The organism is Phocaeicola barnesiae DSM 18169 = JCM 13652, from assembly GCF_000374585.1.
GTDB lineage: Bacteria > Bacteroidota > Bacteroidia > Bacteroidales > Bacteroidaceae > Phocaeicola > Phocaeicola barnesiae.
Window position 1 is genome coordinate 39829 of sequence record NZ_KB894654.1, and the last position, 18249, is coordinate 58077.

The 18249-nt window shown below is 49.9% G+C and carries 16 protein-coding genes; 8 read left to right on the top strand and 8 right to left on the bottom strand.

The features are described from left to right. Nucleotides 1–17: 17 nt before the first annotated feature. The 6 genes from thrS to C510_RS0111965 form a co-directional block, all read right to left on the bottom strand. Entirely contained in the window at nt 18–1958 is a 1941-nt protein-coding gene (gene thrS, locus C510_RS0111940; RefSeq protein ID WP_018711577.1) for a threonine--tRNA ligase, read from the bottom strand. Between the two features lie 80 nt (nt 1959–2038). Then, nucleotides 2039–4048 carry a tetratricopeptide repeat protein gene (locus C510_RS0111945; RefSeq protein ID WP_018711578.1) on the bottom strand — a complete coding sequence of 670 codons (2010 nt, stop codon included), beginning with the start codon at nt 4046–4048 and terminating at the stop codon, nt 2039–2041. Beyond that, nucleotides 4045–4599, bottom strand: coding sequence for a peptide deformylase (gene def / locus C510_RS0111950; RefSeq protein WP_018711579.1), 555 nt, complete (start codon nt 4597–4599; stop codon nt 4045–4047). Before def ends, C510_RS0111945 begins: the two co-directional genes overlap by 4 nt. 16 nt (nt 4600–4615) lie before the next feature. Beyond that, nucleotides 4616–5032: a Holliday junction resolvase RuvX gene (gene ruvX / locus C510_RS0111955; RefSeq protein ID WP_025892967.1), complete on the bottom strand. Its 417-nt coding sequence runs from the start codon at nt 5030–5032 to the stop codon at nt 4616–4618. Between the two features lie 153 nt (nt 5033–5185). Further along, entirely contained in the window at nt 5186–6139 is a 954-nt protein-coding gene (locus tag C510_RS0111960) for a PCMD domain-containing protein (protein ID WP_018711581.1), read from the bottom strand. Between the two features lie 131 nt (nt 6140–6270). After that, a complete protein-coding gene (locus C510_RS0111965; protein WP_022339085.1) occupies nt 6271–6777 on the bottom strand; it encodes an SPOR domain-containing protein in 507 nt (168 codons plus the stop codon). A 206-nt stretch (nt 6778–6983) separates the two neighbouring features. Here C510_RS0111965 and C510_RS0111970 point away from each other — a divergent pair, with 206 nt between their 5' ends. The 3 genes from C510_RS0111970 (at nt 6984) to C510_RS0111980 (ending at nt 7905) form a co-directional block, all read left to right on the top strand. After that, nucleotides 6984–7187, top strand: coding sequence for a YtxH domain-containing protein (locus C510_RS0111970; protein ID WP_018711583.1), 204 nt, complete (start codon nt 6984–6986; stop codon nt 7185–7187). A gap of 77 nt (nt 7188–7264) precedes the next feature. Next, nucleotides 7265–7630, top strand: coding sequence for a phage holin family protein (locus C510_RS0111975; RefSeq protein ID WP_018711584.1), 366 nt, complete (start codon nt 7265–7267; stop codon nt 7628–7630). A gap of 8 nt (nt 7631–7638) precedes the next feature. Next, the gene (locus tag C510_RS0111980; RefSeq protein ID WP_018711585.1) at nt 7639–7905 is read left to right on the top strand and encodes a hypothetical protein; all 267 of its coding nucleotides are present in this window, start codon (nt 7639–7641) and stop codon (nt 7903–7905) included. 101 nt (nt 7906–8006) lie between these two features. On the opposite strand, the gene xylE is transcribed toward C510_RS0111980, so the two are convergent. Continuing rightward, complete coding sequence (gene xylE / locus C510_RS0111985) at nt 8007–9389, bottom strand: D-xylose transporter XylE (RefSeq protein ID WP_373690398.1); 1383 nt, start codon at nt 9387–9389, stop codon at nt 8007–8009. Nucleotides 9390–9713: 324 nt separating this feature from the next. Here xylE and C510_RS0111990 point away from each other — a divergent pair, with 324 nt between their 5' ends. Continuing rightward, nucleotides 9714–10562 carry a helix-turn-helix domain-containing protein gene (locus tag C510_RS0111990; RefSeq protein WP_025892964.1) on the top strand — a complete coding sequence of 283 codons (849 nt, stop codon included), beginning with the start codon at nt 9714–9716 and terminating at the stop codon, nt 10560–10562. Between the two features lie 78 nt (nt 10563–10640). On the opposite strand, the gene C510_RS0111995 is transcribed toward C510_RS0111990, so the two are convergent. Then, nucleotides 10641–11213: an HdeD family acid-resistance protein gene (locus C510_RS0111995; protein ID WP_018711588.1), complete on the bottom strand. Its 573-nt coding sequence runs from the start codon at nt 11211–11213 to the stop codon at nt 10641–10643. 258 nt (nt 11214–11471) lie between these two features. On the opposite strand from C510_RS0111995, the gene C510_RS0112000 reads away from it, so the two are divergent. From C510_RS0112000 to C510_RS0112015, 4 genes are all read left to right on the top strand, one after another. After that, nucleotides 11472–12803 (top strand): hypothetical protein, encoded by a 1332-nt coding sequence (locus tag C510_RS0112000; protein WP_018711589.1) that lies wholly within the window; start codon nt 11472–11474, stop codon nt 12801–12803. A 54-nt stretch (nt 12804–12857) separates the two neighbouring features. Further along, nucleotides 12858–14057, top strand: a complete 1200-nt coding sequence (locus tag C510_RS0112005) for an imelysin family protein (protein WP_018711590.1) — start codon at nt 12858–12860, stop codon at nt 14055–14057. 64 nt (nt 14058–14121) lie between these two features. Then, entirely contained in the window at nt 14122–15807 is a 1686-nt protein-coding gene (locus C510_RS0112010; RefSeq protein ID WP_018711591.1) for a di-heme oxidoredictase family protein, read from the top strand. Between the two features lie 169 nt (nt 15808–15976). After that, nucleotides 15977–18244, top strand: a complete 2268-nt coding sequence (locus tag C510_RS0112015) for a cytochrome c biogenesis protein CcsA (RefSeq protein ID WP_018711592.1) — start codon at nt 15977–15979, stop codon at nt 18242–18244. Nucleotides 18245–18249 lie beyond the last annotated feature (5 nt).

The window sequence follows — 18249 nt, forward strand, 5'->3', positions numbered from 1 at the left end:
TGCAAGCGGCTGCAAAGTTACCATTTATTTATCATATTATGAACTTCTTCCGAAATATTTTTCGCAAAATCTTCAATTTTCAGGCTTCCCTGGTCACCTTCGCCCTGTTTACGGACAGAAACTTCACCGTTTTCAGCCTCTTTTTCGCCGACAATCAGCATGTACGGAATACGTTTCATCTCGTTGTCACGAATCTTACGGCCGATTTTTTCGTTACGGTCGTCTACGATGGCACGGATATCGCTTTTCTTCAGTTCCATACGTACCTTTTCGGCATAGTCATTGAATTTTTCTGAAATCGGAAGGATAGCTACCTGGTCCGGTGTCAACCACAACGGGAACTTACCGGCTGTATGTTCAATCAGCACAGCCACGAAACGTTCCATGGAGCCGAACGGTGCACGGTGAATCATGACCGGACGGTGTTTCTGGTTGTCCGAACCCATGTATTCCAACTGGAAGCGTTCCGGCAGGTTGTAGTCCACCTGGATGGTACCCAACTGCCAGCGACGTCCGATGGCATCCTTCACCATGAAGTCCAGTTTCGGTCCGTAGAATGCGGCTTCACCATATTCTACCTTTGCCTTCAGTCCCTTTTCTTCACAAGCTTCCACGATGGCACGTTCAGCCTTTTCCCAGTTTTCGTCGCTACCGATGTATTTTTCACGGTTTTCCTTGTCACGCAGTGAAATCTGTGCTTCGAAGTTTTCCAGTCCCATCGAAGTAAAAACGATAGAGATGATATCCATCACACGGAGGAATTCATCCTTCACCTGATCCGGACGGCAGAAGATGTGGGCATCGTCCTGTGTAAAGCTACGTACACGGGTCAATCCGTGCAGCTCACCGCTCTGTTCATAACGGCAGACCGTACCGAATTCAGCGATACGCAGCGGCAGGTCACGGTAAGAACGCGGAGAATTCTTATAAATCATACAGTGGTGCGGACAGTTCATCGGTTTCAGGAAATATTCCTCGCCTTCTTCCGGTGTATGAATAGGCTGGAACGCATCCTTACCGTATTTGGCATAGTGACCAGATGTGACGTACAGCAACTTGTTACCGATAGGCGGACACATCACTTCCTGGTAATCGTAACGGGCCTGGATACGGCGCAGGAAATCCTGCAGGCGGATACGCAAGGCCGTTCCTTTCGGCAGCCACATCGGCAATCCCTTACCGACAGTATCCGAGAACATGAACAGATCCATTTCCTTACCGATTTTACGGTGGTCACGTTTCTTGGCTTCTTCCAGCATCACCAGGTATTCATCCAGCATCTTCTTCTTCGGGAAGGTGATACCGTAGATACGGGTCAGCTGTTTACGGTCTTCCTGTCCTCTCCAGTACGCACCGGCTACCGACAACAGCTTGATTGCCTTGATCGGAGCGGTAGAAATCAAGTGCGGGCCACGGCACAGGTCCGTGAAGGCACCCTGGGTATAGGTTGTGATATGACCGTCTTCCAGTTCTGAAATCAGCTCACATTTGTAGGTTTCGCCTCTTTCACCGAACATTTTCAACGCGTCTTCCTTGGCGATGCTCTGACGTACCAGTTCTTCTTTCTTGGCAGCCAGTTCCTGCATCTTCTTCTCGATGACCGGCAGGTCGCTTTCCTTAATCACAGCCTCTCCCGGATCGACATCGTAGTAGAAGCCGTTTTCGATAGCCGGACCGATACCGAACTGGATGCCCGGATACAGTTCCTGCAAGGCTTCTGCCAACAGGTGGGCACTGGTATGCCAGAAGGCATGCTTACCCTGTTCGTCTTCCCATTTATAAAGTACAAAGTTGGCATCTTCGTTAATCGGACGGCTCAAATCCATCGTTTCGCCGTTCACACCGCAAGCCAGCACATCCTGTGCCAGGCGGGAACTGATGCTTTCTGCAATCTGCAGACCAGTCACTCCTTCGTTATACTCACGAACGGAGCCATCAGGAAAAGTTATCTTAATCATAATCTTTATTTTTTATCCATTGTTTTGAATCGCAAAAATATATAAAACTTTTGAGTAACCTTCCTTTTCAGAGAAAAATATCACTCATTCGGGGCCGTAAAACGCTTGATGATGTTATAAGCCGAGAAAAGACCCAGCTCACCGGCCTTGCTCAAATCCTGAATACCCTGGCGGTTGTTACCCAGGTAGATATTGGTCAGCCCCCGGTTGTAATAAGCTTCCGCAAACTTCGGATCCAGTTCGATAGCCTTGTTATAATCGGCCAGAGCCGCCCGATAGTCCTTCATGACCGAAAGGATGTTGGCCCGGTTGTAATAAGCGAACACGAAATCAGGAGCCAGGCGTATCACCTCATCCAAGTCCTCCCGAATCCGGTTGTAGTCAAAGGTCCGCACCTGATTCTGTGCCTGGGCATCCCCCGGATTCAGTTCGTACGTCTTATCTCGTTTCCGGAATTCCAACTGTTTGTAATAGATAACCGCCCGACTGAAATAGGCTGGAACAAACGTAGAGTCCCGTTTCAAGGTCTCGTCCAGATCCTTGATGGCATTGTCGAAGTCCTGTACCAGGTAGAAGTCCATGGCACGGGCATAATAATTCAACGGATTGGCCGGATCGGCTTCAATCTTCGCCGAGAAATCATCGATGGAACGGAAATGCTTCTTTACCTGGTCCTCACTCAAGGATGCTTCGCTGTTGGTTATCAGCAGACGCTGCGGCAAGACATGCCTGCTGTTTACCTCATCGATGCATTTGGCGAAATTGATCTGGCGTTTCACCTCTTCCTCCCGTTCGTAGTAGCTCAGGACAAACATAGGCTGCGGCAGGATTGTCACGTTCTTGTCCTGCACCCGTCCGCGGTATTCGGTCTTGTATTTCTGGTCGTCATCGTCATTATCCGCCACCACAATCTTACGGAAATTGTTCATATTCTTGTCAGACTGCTTGCGGGTCTTGTCAGAAGCCTGGTCCTTTTTCGGATTCGTCTTCCCGTTCTGCGCCTCCAGCTGTGCCTTCAGCACCTTGAATTCGTCTTCGCTGGCACCTTTCACGTCACCCATTTTCCGGCGCACCTGTGCCCGGTACTGGTACCCCAGCAGAAAATCCGGATATTCCTTCAGCACCGCGCTGTAATCCTTGGCCGCACCGGCATAATCACCCGTCTTATCGAGCAAGAGTCCCCGGTTGAAAGTAGCCATCATGTTTTCAGGGTCTACCTCCAGTACGAAATTGAAGTCCTCGATGGCCCGGTTGTCGTCTCCCACCTGTGCGCGCAACAGTCCCCGGTTGTAATGTCCGATAAAGTTGTTCCGGTCCACTTCCAGAGCCAGGTCATAGTCCGACATGGCTCCCCGCAGGTTATTCTGGTGATAGCGTGCCAGCGCACGGTTGATGTACGCTCCGGCATTGCGCAGCGAAAGCCGGATGGCTTCCGTCAGGTCAGATTCGGCATCCTTGTATTTGGAACGTTGCAGGAACAGCATGCCGCGCGACGACCAGGTATCCGGGTTGTAGCGGTCCATTTCAATGGCCTTGTCGGCATCAGCCATCGCCTGCAGGGTATCTTTCTGTTTCAGAGAGACCTCGGTACGCATCAGGTAAGCGTCGATGTAACGGGGAGAGATGGAAATCAACGTATCCAGATTGGCCCGTGCCGTCTGATAATCCTCTTCGCGCATACGGCACAACGCCAGGTTATGCCACAGGCTGATATTTTCCGGCTCCAGCTTCAAGGCCTTCAGGTAGTCCTCGATGGCCCCCTTGTAGTTTTCCTGGCGGATGCGGGAGATTCCCCGCACCTGATAAGCGTTCACCACATACGGGTTGCGCACCAGGGCTTCCGTACAGTCGGCCTCCGCTCCCTGGAAATCCTCCAGGTTCATCTTGGCCAGTCCACGGAAGAAATAAGGTTCTGCCAGATAAGGTTTTGCGTTGATTACCTGATTGAAATATTGAATGGAAAGGACATAGTCCTCAAAATAGAGCGCGTTCTTCCCGATAGTCATCACCCTGTCCGTATTGATCTGGGACAGGGCAGACACGGGGAACAGCAATCCCATGCAGATGATATATAATAGTTTCCGAATCATTTCACTGTTTTCACCTTATAAGAGCAACGGGCCTTTCCCTTCAGCATATTGTTGAGCTTGCCACGTATCATCTGCTTGCGCAATCCCGAAAGATGGTCGATGAACATCGTACCGTCCAGGTGGTCAAATTCATGCTGCATCACCCGAGCCAGATAACCTTCCACCCATTCATCGTGAGGGTTCATCTCTTCGTCCAGGTAAGTCACATGAATCTTGTCCGGACGTTTCACGCTTTCGTGGATACCCGGCAGACTCAGGCAGCCTTCTTCCATAGACACCAGGTTCTCTCCCACTTCCAGGATATGCGGGTTAATGTAAGCCCGACGGAATCCCTTGAATTCAGGCATATCGTCCGACAAGACATCCAGGTTCACGACCACCACCCGGATGGCCAGTCCTATCTGAGGTGCTGCCAGGCCCACGCCATCGGCACGGTCCATGGTTTCAAACATATTCTGAATCAGTTCTTTCAATTCCGGATAGTCCGGAGTAATGTCTTTTGCCTCTTCCCGCAGAACAGGCTGTCCGTATACATAAATAGGTAAAATCATTGTTCTATATGCTTTATTAATATTTTTTCGATTCCAAATACGACTGCAGGATAATGGTAGCGCTGATTTCGTCCACCAGTGCCTTGTTCTGCCGGTCCTTCTTCTTCAGTCCCCCTGCCAGCATGGCCTGGTGAGCCAATACCGATGTAAAGCGCTCATCCACCAGTTCCACCGGCATATCCGGCAACAGCTTCTTCAACCGGTTCATGAAAGGAATGATGTTCTTCATATTCTCCGAATCCTCGTTGTTCATCTGTTTGGGATGACCGATAATGATCCGTTCCACCGGTTCCTGCTTGATATAGTTCAACAGGAAATCCATCAGCTGATGGGTGGAGACAGTAGTCAGCCCGTTGGCGATAATCTGCATCGGGTCAGTCACAGCGATGCCGGTACGTTTTCTTCCGTAATCTATAGCTAATATTCTACTCATAGTCGCCACAAAAGTACAAATTAATTCCTTTCCTATATCTATATAAACCTTAAAATATACTCCAACAGCCAGGGGATTACCGCCGAAAAGCGCATAAAAAAAGAGCGGAATGAAAGAACTCCATTCCACTCTTCCCTATTTCTTATCCGGATATCAATACACCAGTCCTACGTTGTCCAGCCAGATGGTATTTCCCGGAGAGCCGACAAAAGCACCTCCGAAACTGGATGTGAACTGCAGGAGGATATGAGTCGGCTGCTCATCGGCCGAAGCCCAGCCGATTTCCTGGATGGACTTGCTCTCACCGCGACTGTTGCGGGCATGGTAGTTTCCTACCCCCAGTCCCATCAGTGACGCGTCGTACTTGGGGTTATGCGTAATGTCTCCATACAGAATTTCGAACGTTGCCCCGTTCTGCCAGTCCTGTGTCCGGTCGAAGCTGACCGCCATCGTTCCCACCCGTTTGGCGATGATGTTTCCGTTGGCATCCTCCGTACGCTTCTGCAGGTAGCAGACAGCAATGGCACGGTCCTTTCCCTGCACCACTTCCTTCTTGCTGAATCCTGTCTGGCGGATACGGTTCGGCTCACCCGACATCTTGACCTTGTAGTCGAAACGCACGGCCTTGGGACGTCCGGTGAAACGGATACCGGAGTTCAGGGCTTCCTCCCCGCTTTTGGTACTTGTAATGGGTTCTTTGATGTCTCCCAGGAACATGGAGCCGGAAGCCAGCACCGTGATATTGACCATTCCCAGTACCTTCACACTTTCGATGTGGGTTTCCAGACGGGCACAATACCCGTTTCCCCGGCGTTCGGGATAGACACTGGTGTTGGTCTTGACAATACCCACCACCTTGGCCATTACATTCGAGGTCCCCCACGGAGAACCACCCATATTGACATAAGCGACGTTTCCGTCCACTTCCTTGTTCGGACCGATTTCATACAACAGCTTCGTCTTTCCGCCGATAATGGCCGATTCATGAATCCGGCGGGTCACCCACTGGTCCATGTCACCATATTTAAGGGGAACAAACTTATCTTGAGCCTGCAGCGTCAGGCTGGAAAACAATGCTAAGGCAACAATTCCTATTTTACCTTTCATACCTTTTATATTATACGATCTATAATGCGTGGTTTTACGGGTTGCAAAAATACATAAAAAAAGCGATAGCCATCAAACTATCGCTTCCAATCCGAGATATAGAATAATTATTCCTTACTTTTTACTAATAATCAATATACCCGATACAGCAACCATGCTCCCTGGAAGTCTTCGCGGTTCGGATATTTCGCCTTGAAGCTGTCACGTGCAGCTGCTGCAGCGTCGCGGGTATCGAATGATTCGGCAACCACACGGTACATGTTCCGTTCTGCATTGTATACGACCTTTGCGTTGTAACCTTCACGGTCCAGGAAATCCTTCAGACCGTCAGCGTTCGCTTTCACACCGAAGCTGCCACATACCACGCTGTATGCCTTCAGGCCGTCGCCAGACACCAGTTCCACTTTCTCTTCGCGTACAGGAGCGTTAGAAACAGGAGGAGTCACCGGAGCAACCGGAGTTACCGCAGCCACTGGGGCTTCTTCTACTGCCGGAGCTTCTGTCTGGCCACCGGCTTCAGCCAATTCCTGCTGTTTAGCCTTTTCGTAAGCTTTCTTATATGCACTTTCACTCGACTTACAGGAAGAGAATGCCAGAGCGGCGCATAATCCCATTCCTAATACAACTACTTTCTTCATATTATCTGAATGTTTAAATTAAATCTTCAAGTTGATTTATGTGATGCAAAAATAGTAATATATAACGTCTAGCATTATTAAAATTCGTTAATAATATGCCTCCCCAAACATTTTTCAACTATTTTCTTTAAAAAAAGAGCAAACTATCAAGTTTTTTATTAGCTTTGTACAGCTATAAATTGTTTAACATAAAAAATGATTGAATTATGAAAGCACTAAACATCGTAGCTGCATTCTTGGGCGGTATGGCTCTGGGCGCAGCAGCAGGTCTCTTGTTTGCTCCGGAAAAGGGAGAAGACACTCGTAAAAAAATTGCAGACATTCTGCGTGAAAAAGGCATTCGCCTGAATCACCAGGAAATGAACGATTTGGTTGACCAGATCGCTGCAGAAGTAAAAGATGCTGAATAATTTTAGTTAAACGATGGACAGGCTTGCTCCTCAGGGGGCAGGTCTGTCTTTTTTATTAAACCAATCCGCTGAATTTTATGTTTGCCAACGACAAAAGTATCGATACACTCACTTCCCTCTACAAAGAAATCAAGAGATATGTAGAATTGCAGGGGCAATACATCAAGCTCGATCTGGTCGAGAAACTGACCATCCTGCTTTCTACCCTCATCCTTATCTTACTGATGATTATTCTCTGTATGACGGCCTTTTTCTATTTTTCTTTCATGCTGGTTTATGTACTGGCCGATTACATAGGCAGCATCATCGCCAGCTACGCCATTATCGGAGCACTCGTATTGCTGATAGCCGGTATCATCTACTACTACCGGAAGCCCCTGATATTCCAACCAATGGTGAATTTCCTTGCCAAACTCTTTTTGGACGAGCAACATAAAAAATAAGAAGCCTTATGAACGAACAACAGATACCCTCTTCGCCTTCCACCTATACCCTGGAGACGATTACACAGCGCCGTCTGGCCAAAAAAGCTGAACTGAGAAATTCTAAAGAGCAGATTATGGAATTCAGCAGAGAACTGTTTGCCCCCCAGCAGAGCAAGACCAAATTCGATAACCTCATGCAGCAGGTCAACGCGGGCATCGCCGCATACGACGGGCTGATGACCGGCATCAAGATTTTCCAACGACTACGCAAGTTCTTCCGCCGGAAAAAGTAACCCCTGCCTGCAGACACCCCTTACAGCATAAAGCAGACAAACGAAAAGGCCGCCTCCCTACGAGACGACCTTTATTTTTTCCGGTAATCCGGAGATACCTGTTATTTACGGTTTCTTTCCAGCCACAGCTGGTTCATTTCCTCCAGTGTCTTTCCCTTCGTTTCGGGTACCCACTTCCAGACAAAGACCGCCGCTATCAGGCAGATGACTCCATAGATGGAATAAGCGAAGAACGGGCTGAATTCATACATGGCCGGGAAGGTGGAAGAAACCAGGTAATTGAATATCCACTGGAAAGCCACCGCGATGGCCACAGCCTTGCCGCGGATGGTGTTCGGAAAGATTTCAGCAATCAGCACCCAACATATCGGCCCCCACGACATCATGAAAGCAGCCGCGTAGACGATGATGCAAAGCACAGGCAGCAGTCCCCCTACCTGGAACTCATCGCAGGCAGCAGTTCCCAGCGCGCCAACAGCCATTCCCAACGAACCGATAATCAGCAACGGTTTCCGTCCCATCTTTTCTACCGTAAAGATAGCCACCAGGGTAAAGATGATATTAACCACCCCCATGATTACCGTCTGCATCATACCGTCGCCCCCTCCACCGATTCTCTCGAAGATACGGGGCGCATAATACAACACAGCATTGATGCCGATGGCCTGCTGGAAGACAGACAACAGGATACCGATGACAATGACAGCCACCCCATAAGTAAACAGGCCTTCCGTCTTTTCAGCGGTCACCGATTTGATTTCCGACAGAATCTGACGAGCCTTCAATGCACCGTTAATCCGTTCCAGAACCTGACACGCCTTCGCATCGTTCCCTTCCATAACCAGGTAACGGGGTGTCTTTGGCACAAAAAAAAGCAAGATACCGAACAAGGCAGCAGGAATAGCTTCAGAAACGAACATGTAACGCCATCCGTTGGCCACCAGTTCCTCGTCCGACATCCCGTCCTTGATCAGATAATTCACAAAATACACCACCAGCATTCCGAAGATGATGGCGAACTGATTACACGACACCAGTTTTCCACGGATTTCGGAAGGAGCAATCTCGGCGATATACATCGGACAGATAGCCGAAGCCAGCCCCACACCGACACCACCGATGATACGATACAGATTGAATGCCATAATCAGCGCAAACGAAGTGTCTCCTTTCGGAAAAAACAAAAACTCCGGATAATAAGAACCCAGCGCCGATACAAAGAACAGGACAGCCGCCAAACGCAAGGAGTCACGCCGTCCCAACCGCGAAGCACATACTCCCGATATGGCTCCACCGATGACACACCCGATTAACGCACTCGACGCTGTCACACCATGCCAGAAGGCATCCAATCCCAAATGTTGCTGAAGCGCCTGTTCAGCGCCCGAGATAACGGCCGTATCATAACCGAACAACAAGCCGCCCAGAATGGCCACAGAGACCAAACTTACAAGATACAAATTACTGTTTTTCACGATATTGATTTTAGTGTTTTCGTACTGATTACGAAAATACGAATTCTTTTTTCAGTCGCATTCTCCATTAAATCTTTTTCACATAAAATAGCAGAGGGAAGCTACTGATACGTTTAAGCTTCTTAAAAAAGTACAAATAAAAAACGTGTCCACATCCATCCGGAAAGAGACCCGCAGGAAATAGCCGCCTCATTATCAACCGGTTTACGGAAATGAAACGCAACGGAGCAATTAAGTTTTCCATTCAGACCCCAAATTTTGAAGAATCAATGAAATAGACTATATTTGCTGATTATAATTCCTAAACTCGTTTGGATTAGAAAGGAAACAACCATGAAAGAAATACCAAGTTTAGAAACATTTTCGAAAGACACGACGCTATTGGTAGGAACAGACCACACGGGAGACATACAACAATATTTCAAAACGGCCAAACAACTGCCCGGCTGCATGATTATGCTGTGTACGCAGGGCAACTGTCACCTGACCATCCATCTGAGGGAATACAACTTGAAGGCCAACAGTGTAGCTGTCATTTTTCCGGAAATCATCTGCAAAATGGAACAGGTCAGTGAAGATTGTCAGTTCATTTATGCTGTTTTCTCCAAAGAATTGGTCAATCATGCAGATGTCTTTACCCACACCATTGAATACACTCCTTATATTTTCGAACAACCGGTTATCGACTTACGTCCCGAAGTCAGTGAAATTCTACAAGACTACCTGCAAGTACTGATCAAGGCACAGAATGTCACCCGCACAATAATAGACTGGGCTCAGGCAAGCCTGTCATTTACACAGATTATTCTGGGGTTACGGAAGACCATCATTCCTCAGGTAGAGACCAATAGTCGCTACAGCCGAAACCATGAAATTGTGCGGGAACTGCTCCGTATGGCCGTACAAAATTACAGGCATGAACGAAACGTCTCGTTCTATGCAGACAAGCTGCACCTGTCTCCCCAGCATCTGAGTACCACCGTCAAGAAGGTAACCGGCAAGACACTGACCGAAATCATCTCCACGCTGGTCATTCACGACGCCCAGGCCAAGCTGCGTTCCAGCGAGATGACGATTCAGGAAATAGCCTACTCCCTCAATTTCCCGGACATCTCTTTCTTCGGGAAATACTTCAAGCGCTATACCGGCATGTCGCCGAAACAATTCCGGAATTCCAACTGATATCCCCTTTCCAAAAGATAAGCCTCTCTGTTTTACTGGAAACAGGGAGGCTTATCTTTTATAAACGCTTATTCCGTATCAGTCCTTTATCTCTTCGATGGGGGTAATGTCCTGAATCTGGCTGGCTACCCGTCTACGGTATTTGAACAAACGGAACAAGTCCATCAAGGCATAAACGATGGAAGAACATCCCAGAATTATGAAGGGTACCTCGGCAGCCGTGAAAGGATCGAATAGCACAACCATCCCCGCAGCCAATACAAGCAGCGGCACGATGTAGACTCCCCAGGGTACATGCACCGACGAGCGGGCCGCCACCAGGTTGGCCAACTGACTGACTCCGGCCAATACCAGCAACACTCCTAATACATACATCAGAGAAGTAACAAAGAAATCAGGCATAACAATCAGCCAAATGCCGAACAAAGTACTTCCTAAAGCTATTATCGGAAATGGAACGCTATAACCTGCCTCCTTACGCTTTCGTGCAGTCAGCACATAAGACACCAACCCGAACAATCCCGGCAGAAGAAACAAAACACCAATGGTCAGTACCAGATAAATAATCGCTTGCCCAGGCCACACAACCAACAGCAAACCGATAATCAACGCACAGATACTGCTCAATACAGCATAATTAAATGATTTCATACGATTCTTATTCGTTTTTGTAAAGTTATACCACGAAGATAGGAAGAAGTAGGGAATAATCAAATCGCCCTACCCATAAAATCGTGGAAATTTGAATCATTTATCCATTTCACTTTTCCTTTCACGAAAAAAAGCGGACAAACATACCTACATGTTACTATTTTTCATCTTTTTTTTACTAAAAAGTAGGTATTGTCGCCCTTTTTCTCTCCCTATAACTTTGCCCTCGTTAAAAATAATGAAAAGACAAGAAGAAAGATGAAAGAAAAAGTATTCCTCTGCAGCCTCCTTTTCGCCGCCAGTACCTCGTACGTGCCGGCTGTGAATCTACAGGAAAACGGCGGAGACCTGCCGCAGAAGCAGGAACAGGCCGAACAGGCAGAAAAGCCCTCCCGATTCACCATCGGCGGATACGGAGAAGCGGTTTACAGCCACAATTTCTACAGCGACAACTACCTGCGTTACCAGGGACAGAACGTAGAAAAGTACCAGAACCAGCAGCATGCCCGTTTCGACCTGCCGCATGTCGTGCTTTTCCTGGGATATGATTTCGGGAAAGGCTGGACCCTGGGTACCGAAATCGAATTCGAGCACGGAGGTACCGAAAGTGCCATCGAGATAGAGACGGAAGAAGGAGGAGAATACGAGAGTGAGATTGAACGGGGCGGCGAAGTGGCCCTGGAACAATTCTGGATTCAGAAATCCTTCTGTCCGGAACTGAATCTTCGTCTGGGACACATTATTATTCCGGTAGGTGCCACCAACCAGCACCACATGCCGACCGAATTCTTCGGAGTCTACCGTCCGGAAGGAGAAAATACCATACTTCCCTGTACTTGGCATGAAACCGGTATCAGCTTGTGGGGACAAGCCGGCGACTGGCGCTACGAAGCCATCCTTGTGCCAGGACTGGATTCCGACCGCTTCGGACGCCAGAACTGGATTAAAGATGGAGCCGGAAGTCCATACGAATTCAAGATTGGGAATAATATTGCCGGAGCATTCCGCATAGATAACTTTTCCGTACCCGGACTACGCATGTCGGTCAGCGGCTATATCGGAAATTCATTCAAGAACACCTTGAGCAGTACCGAAAGCGCCCAATACAAAGACGTGAAAGGAACAGTATCCATCGGAGCTTTCGATTTTGCCTACAACGCACATAACTGGATTATTCGCGGAAATTTCGACTATGGACACTTGTCCGACTCACGTCTGATTTCTCAATATAATGCCAACATGAGTAAAAACTCGGTTTCAAAAAAACAAGGAATAGCCTCCGATGCTGTCGCCATCGGCCTGGAAGCCGGCTACAACCTCTTCTCACAAATAGAAAAACTGAATGCCAAACAACAGAAGCTTTACCTGTTCAGCCGGTATGACTACTACGACTCCATGTACAAGACCGATGCGGCCATCCAGGATTATCAATGGTGCGGACGGCATCGTATCGCTGCCGGTATCAATTACTTCCCCATCAAGGACATTGTCCTGAAAGGAGAATATTCCATCGGATTACTGAAAAGCCAATATAATAACGAACCTTCCATCTCACTGGGAGTAGCCTATGCCGGTTTCTTCAGCCGATAAACCTCCGTATAAACTGAAAACAACACTAATATTCATTAAACAAAAAAGAAAATTATGAAAAAATTCTGGAAAATGCCTCTCTATGTAGCTTTCGGGGCACTAATGGCCACTGGTCTGACAGCATGTAGCGACAATGAAAACAATGAAAACAATGACGGAACACAAACCGGAACATTGAGCGAAAAAGAAACGGCACTGAAAGAAGCCATCACACCTTATGTGAACAACACGGTCATTGCCACCTACAAAAATCTGGCAGATGCTACCATTGATTTATGCGAAAAATGTGAAGCTATCGAACAGGCCTTTGCTGACGGTAGCCTGGCGACCGCACAAGTACAGGAAGCAGGCGATTCCTGGAAGGCCGCCCGCAAATACTGGGAACTGAGCGAGGCATTCCTGTACGGAGCGGCAGGTGATTATAACATCGACCCACACATTGATTCCTGGCCGTTGGACAAAGCGTCAATGGAGGCCATGCTGAGCAACCCACAGCAAATGGCACAGATGAGCCCGGACTATGTAGGCAATAACCTTGGTTACGGCCTGCTGGGATTTCATGCCATTGAATACATGCTGTTTCAACTGAATGCCAGTGAAACAGAAAGCCAGCCACGTGATGTCAGCAAGTTCACCCAGGAAGAGACCATCTACCTGGCAGCCATTGCCGGCGACCTCCGCAACCAGTGCATCCGCCTGGAAGCCTCGTGGGCAGGCATGGACAATGTAACTTCCGAGAAACAAGGCATCCTGACCGACGCTGAACTGGAACCTAGCTTCAATTATGGCGAAAGTATGTTGAATGCAGGAGTTGCCGGCAGTAAATATGTCAACTATACAGATGCCGCTCAGGAACTCCTCCAGGGATGTATCGACATTGCCGATGAAGTCGGACAACAGAAAATCGGTCGTCCGGCAACCGGTACCTCCGAGGAGGACAAGAACTATATCGAATCTCCTTACAGCCTCAACTCCATCACCGACTTTGTCGATAACATCATCAGCATCCGCAATGCCTATACCGGCAGCAACGACGGCGACAAATCTGTCAGCGACTACATCGCTTCCGTAGAACCGGAAACCGACAAGGAAGTGAAGGCAGCCATCGACAATGCCATCGCAGCCATCCAGAAAATCAAGGAACCGTTCGCCAAAAACGCTACTTCAACCGAAGCACAGGCTGCAGTAACTGCCGTAGGTACAGACTTGGTAAATGCACTTGAAAAAGCGGCACAGGCCTTATCCAAATATTGATTGTCAAATCATCGGATACCCGTTTCTGGCCAACGGGTATCCTGCACTTTAAAACCTCTGAAAAATGAAGAAACTCTATTACTGGGCAGGAGCCATGCTGCTTACCGGTATGACAGCATGCAGCGACGAGGTCAAGGATTCCCCGTCCCCCCAACCTACACCAGACCCCGAATATCCGGAATGGTACTATACCGGCGGCGAACTTGGAACCGCCTTCCTGTCTACCTTCAACGCCTACGAGCAACCGACACCGGCTGTAGAGAACCAAGGGCTGGAAGCCGAGTTCAAGAACGGCGAATCCCTGTTCGAGCATCCCTACATGTCGAACAACGAAGGACAGCGCAAAGGACTCGGTCCGGCCTATGTGCGCAGTTCCTGTATCCACTGTCATCCGGGCTACGGCCACGGAAAACGGAATCCGGCCGGTACTTTCGAGACCAACGCTGTGGGCAACGGCTGTCTGCTCGTCGTCTACAATCCGGAAACGAATGCCTACGTCAGTTGGCTGGCAGGTATGCCGCAGGGACACGCCACCGCTCCGTTCAAGGCACCGCTGGATGAAAGCAAGGTCAAAATCACGTGGAAGAAATACACCGACGAATGGGGAAACAAATTCCCGGACGGTGAGACCTACGATCTGGAATATCCGGAAGTCACCCTGAGCCCCGATGCCGTCTATGCCTACAACCAGGGAGTCCTCACCGATTTGGGTAATTACGAAGTCCGGCTGGAATCCACCATCGGTATTTACGGGACAGGCCTGCTGGACGCCATCGATGACAACGACCTGAAAGCCCAATACGCCCAACAGGAAGCCGACGGCTACCTGCCGAACGGACTGAATCCGGCCATCTTTGCCAACGGACAATGGACAAGCCAGTACAGCAACCCACGGGAAACAGACATCAAACCCGGAATGACTCCCGAACAGCATCCCTATCGTTTCACCTATGCCCTGAGCCGCGGACCGCTGCAGGATGCCGCCGGCGCCAATGCCATGTGGAACATCACCAACGTGACCCGCAGCAACCGCCGGTACCATTATTTCGATGCGGCCGGTTCATACGTCAAGGCTTCTGCCAACGACCCGGATGTACAGGCCGGTTACCAGGCATACATCGAAGCGCTCGACCCCGCCAAGAATCACCCCACCTGGCATGCTGCCGATTATACCGACAAGGCTCAAGTGGCGGAAGCCATCACCGCTTATCTGACTTCCAAGGAACTGGATGTAGAGATGAGCGACCAGGATTTCATCGATTTCATGGTCTGGCACCGCGGTCTGGCAGTCCCCGCCGCCCGCAACGTGACCGACGAACAGGTACTGAAAGGAAAGGAACTCTTCGGACAGATAGGCTGTACCTATTGCCACCGCCCGAGTTGGACAACCGGTGACGACAATTATTACGACCCGAACGGTTTCTTCGAAAAGGGTGACAACCGTCTGCCCCGCTATCCGCATCAGACAATCTGGCCGTATTCCGACATGGTCCAGCACAAACTGCACATGGAGAACGACATCCGGAACGGATGGTGCCGCACCACTCCGTTGTGGGGACGCGGACTCCACCAGAAATGTACCGGTTCGGCTACCGAAGACCGCCTGCACGACAACCGTGCCCGCAATGTCATCGAAGCCATCATGTGGCACGGAAATTCCAAGAGCGACGCACGCTACACCATCGAGAAATTCCGTAAACTCTCCAAAGAAGACCGTGAAGCCATCGTGAAATTCATCAATTCGATTTAAGCTTTCAAGTTTAACTTTGGCCGACAGCGACGAGGTGAATGGATACAGGTTGTTCTTAGTTCCTGACAACCTGTTATCCTGCCACCTCGTCCTCTGCCATCATTTTTTCAATGATCAATGGTTAACTATCAACAACCATTCCGTATCTTTGTACCATGTAGATAAACAGATGCAGACAAGCAAAGACATGAATACCCTGAAATACCTAAGTTTCGGACTGACCGGACTGCTGGTTCTTGCCATGATGACAGCCACAATCCTGGAAAAAGCCTACGGAACAGATTTCGTCCTTTCACAGATTTACGGCTCCCCCTTCTTCGTAGCCGCCTGGACCGTTGTGGCAGTCAGTTCCTTTATCTACCTGATGAGACACCGGATGCCGAAAAAATCCTTTACTTTTCTCCTTCACTTTTCTTTCCTGGTGATTCTGGCCGGCGCGCTGACCACCTATCTTTTCGGCCGGCAGGGAAGTCTGCACCTACGCACCGGAGACACCCCCGTACACGACTATATCAAACCGGACATGCACTTGGAAGCCTTTCCCTTTCAGGTAAGGCTGAACACGTTCCGCATCGATTATTACCCGGGTACTGGAGCCGTCATGGATTTTGTAAGCCTTGTAGAATTTACCGATGAAGCCGGCCAAACACTGGCAGCCGGAGAAATTTCGATGAACCGGCCTCTCACGTACCGCCATTACCGTTTCTACCAGTCGGCCTACGACCCCGACGGGCAAGGTACCACCTTATCCATCGCCTACGACCCGTGGGGAATCGGCATCACTTATGCCGGTTACAGCCTGTTGCTGGTGAGCCTCCTCGGCTTCTTCTTCCAGAAGAACAGCCGTTTCCGGCTTTTACTCCGCCATCCGTCCCTGCGTCACACCACCCTGTGCTGCCTGCTGGCCCTTCTTCCGGCTTTCGCCCGGGCAGCCTCTACCTCGCAGCCTCCCCAGACCTTATCCCGCGAAGCCGCAGGAGCGCTGGGAAATCTATACCTGTATTACCACGACCGCGTCTGTCCGCTACAGACCCTCGCCAAAGACTTTACCGTCAAGGTTTACGGTCAGCCCCGTTACAAGGGATTGACACCCGAGCAGGTACTTGCCGGATGGTTCTTCTATTACGATGACTGGAAAACCGAGCCGATGATTCGCATCAAAAGCCGGGAGATCCGCCGACTTCTCGGCATCGACAGCGAATATGCCGCACTGACCGATTTCATGAATGGAAACGGATTTAAGCTGGACCGGCTACTGTACGGCGATACCTTGACCGACCGCCGGGGAGCCGAAGAAGCCAATGAGAAATTCAATCTGATCAGCATGGTCAGCACCGGCAGCCTCCTCCGCATCTACCCGTACCGACCGGCCGACGGTTCCCCTGTCCGCTGGTTTTCGTTCAGCGATGAACTCCCGAAAGAACTGCCCGACGACCAGTGGCTTTTCATCCGCAACAGCATGGGGCTGGTAGCCGAACAATGGATGACCGGACATCCCGAAGAAGCCATCCGTCTTATCTATAAAATCAGAAGCTATCAGCAGAAGACCGTCCCTCACGACTTGCCATCCGATGCCCGCTTCCGGGCGGAGAAACTCTACAACCGGCTCAACTATACCCGGATGTTGGCCATGGGTTGCCTGACAATCGGCATATTGGCCTTCTTTTACTATACCCGTCGGATGATACAGTCCCGCCCCCGGAACGGACGGACAGCCCGTATCATTCACGGCACCTTCCTCAGCCTGTTGGTCGGAATACTGGTCTACCTGGCTTTCCTCATCACCTTACGGGGATACATCAGCCACCACCTTCCGCTGGCCAACGGCTACGAGACCATGCAGTTCATGGCAGCCTGTGCCATCCTGCTCACCTGCTGTTTCTGCCGGCGATGGAAAGGAGTGGTCGCTTTCGGTTACCTCACCTGTGGCCTGTCCTTGCTGGTTGCCATGCTCGGCGAGGCCAATCCTCCCATCACCCGGTTGATGCCCGTGCTGGCCTCTCCTCTGCTGAGTTCGCATGTAGTCAGCATCATGGTTGCCTATACCCTGCTGGCTTTCATCATGCTCAACGGAGTGACCGCCCTCCTGCTCCACCATACCCGTCCGGACAGCGAAGCGCAGGTTGTACGCCTGTCCGTCATCAGTCGCATCCTGCTCTATCCGGCCGTCTTTTTCCTGACAGTCGGTATCTTTATCGGAGCCGTCTGGGCCAATGCCTCCTGGGGACGCTACTGGGGATGGGACCCTAAAGAAGTCTGGGCACTCATTACCCTGCTCATCTATGCAGGAGCCCTGCATTCCGATTCCCTGCCTGCTTTCCGTAACCCCCTTTTCTTCCACAGATTCGCCATTCTGGCCTTTTTAAGTGTACTGGTCACTTACCTGGGCGTGAATTTCTTTCTGGGGGGGATGCACAGCTATGCGACAGGGTCTTGACGATT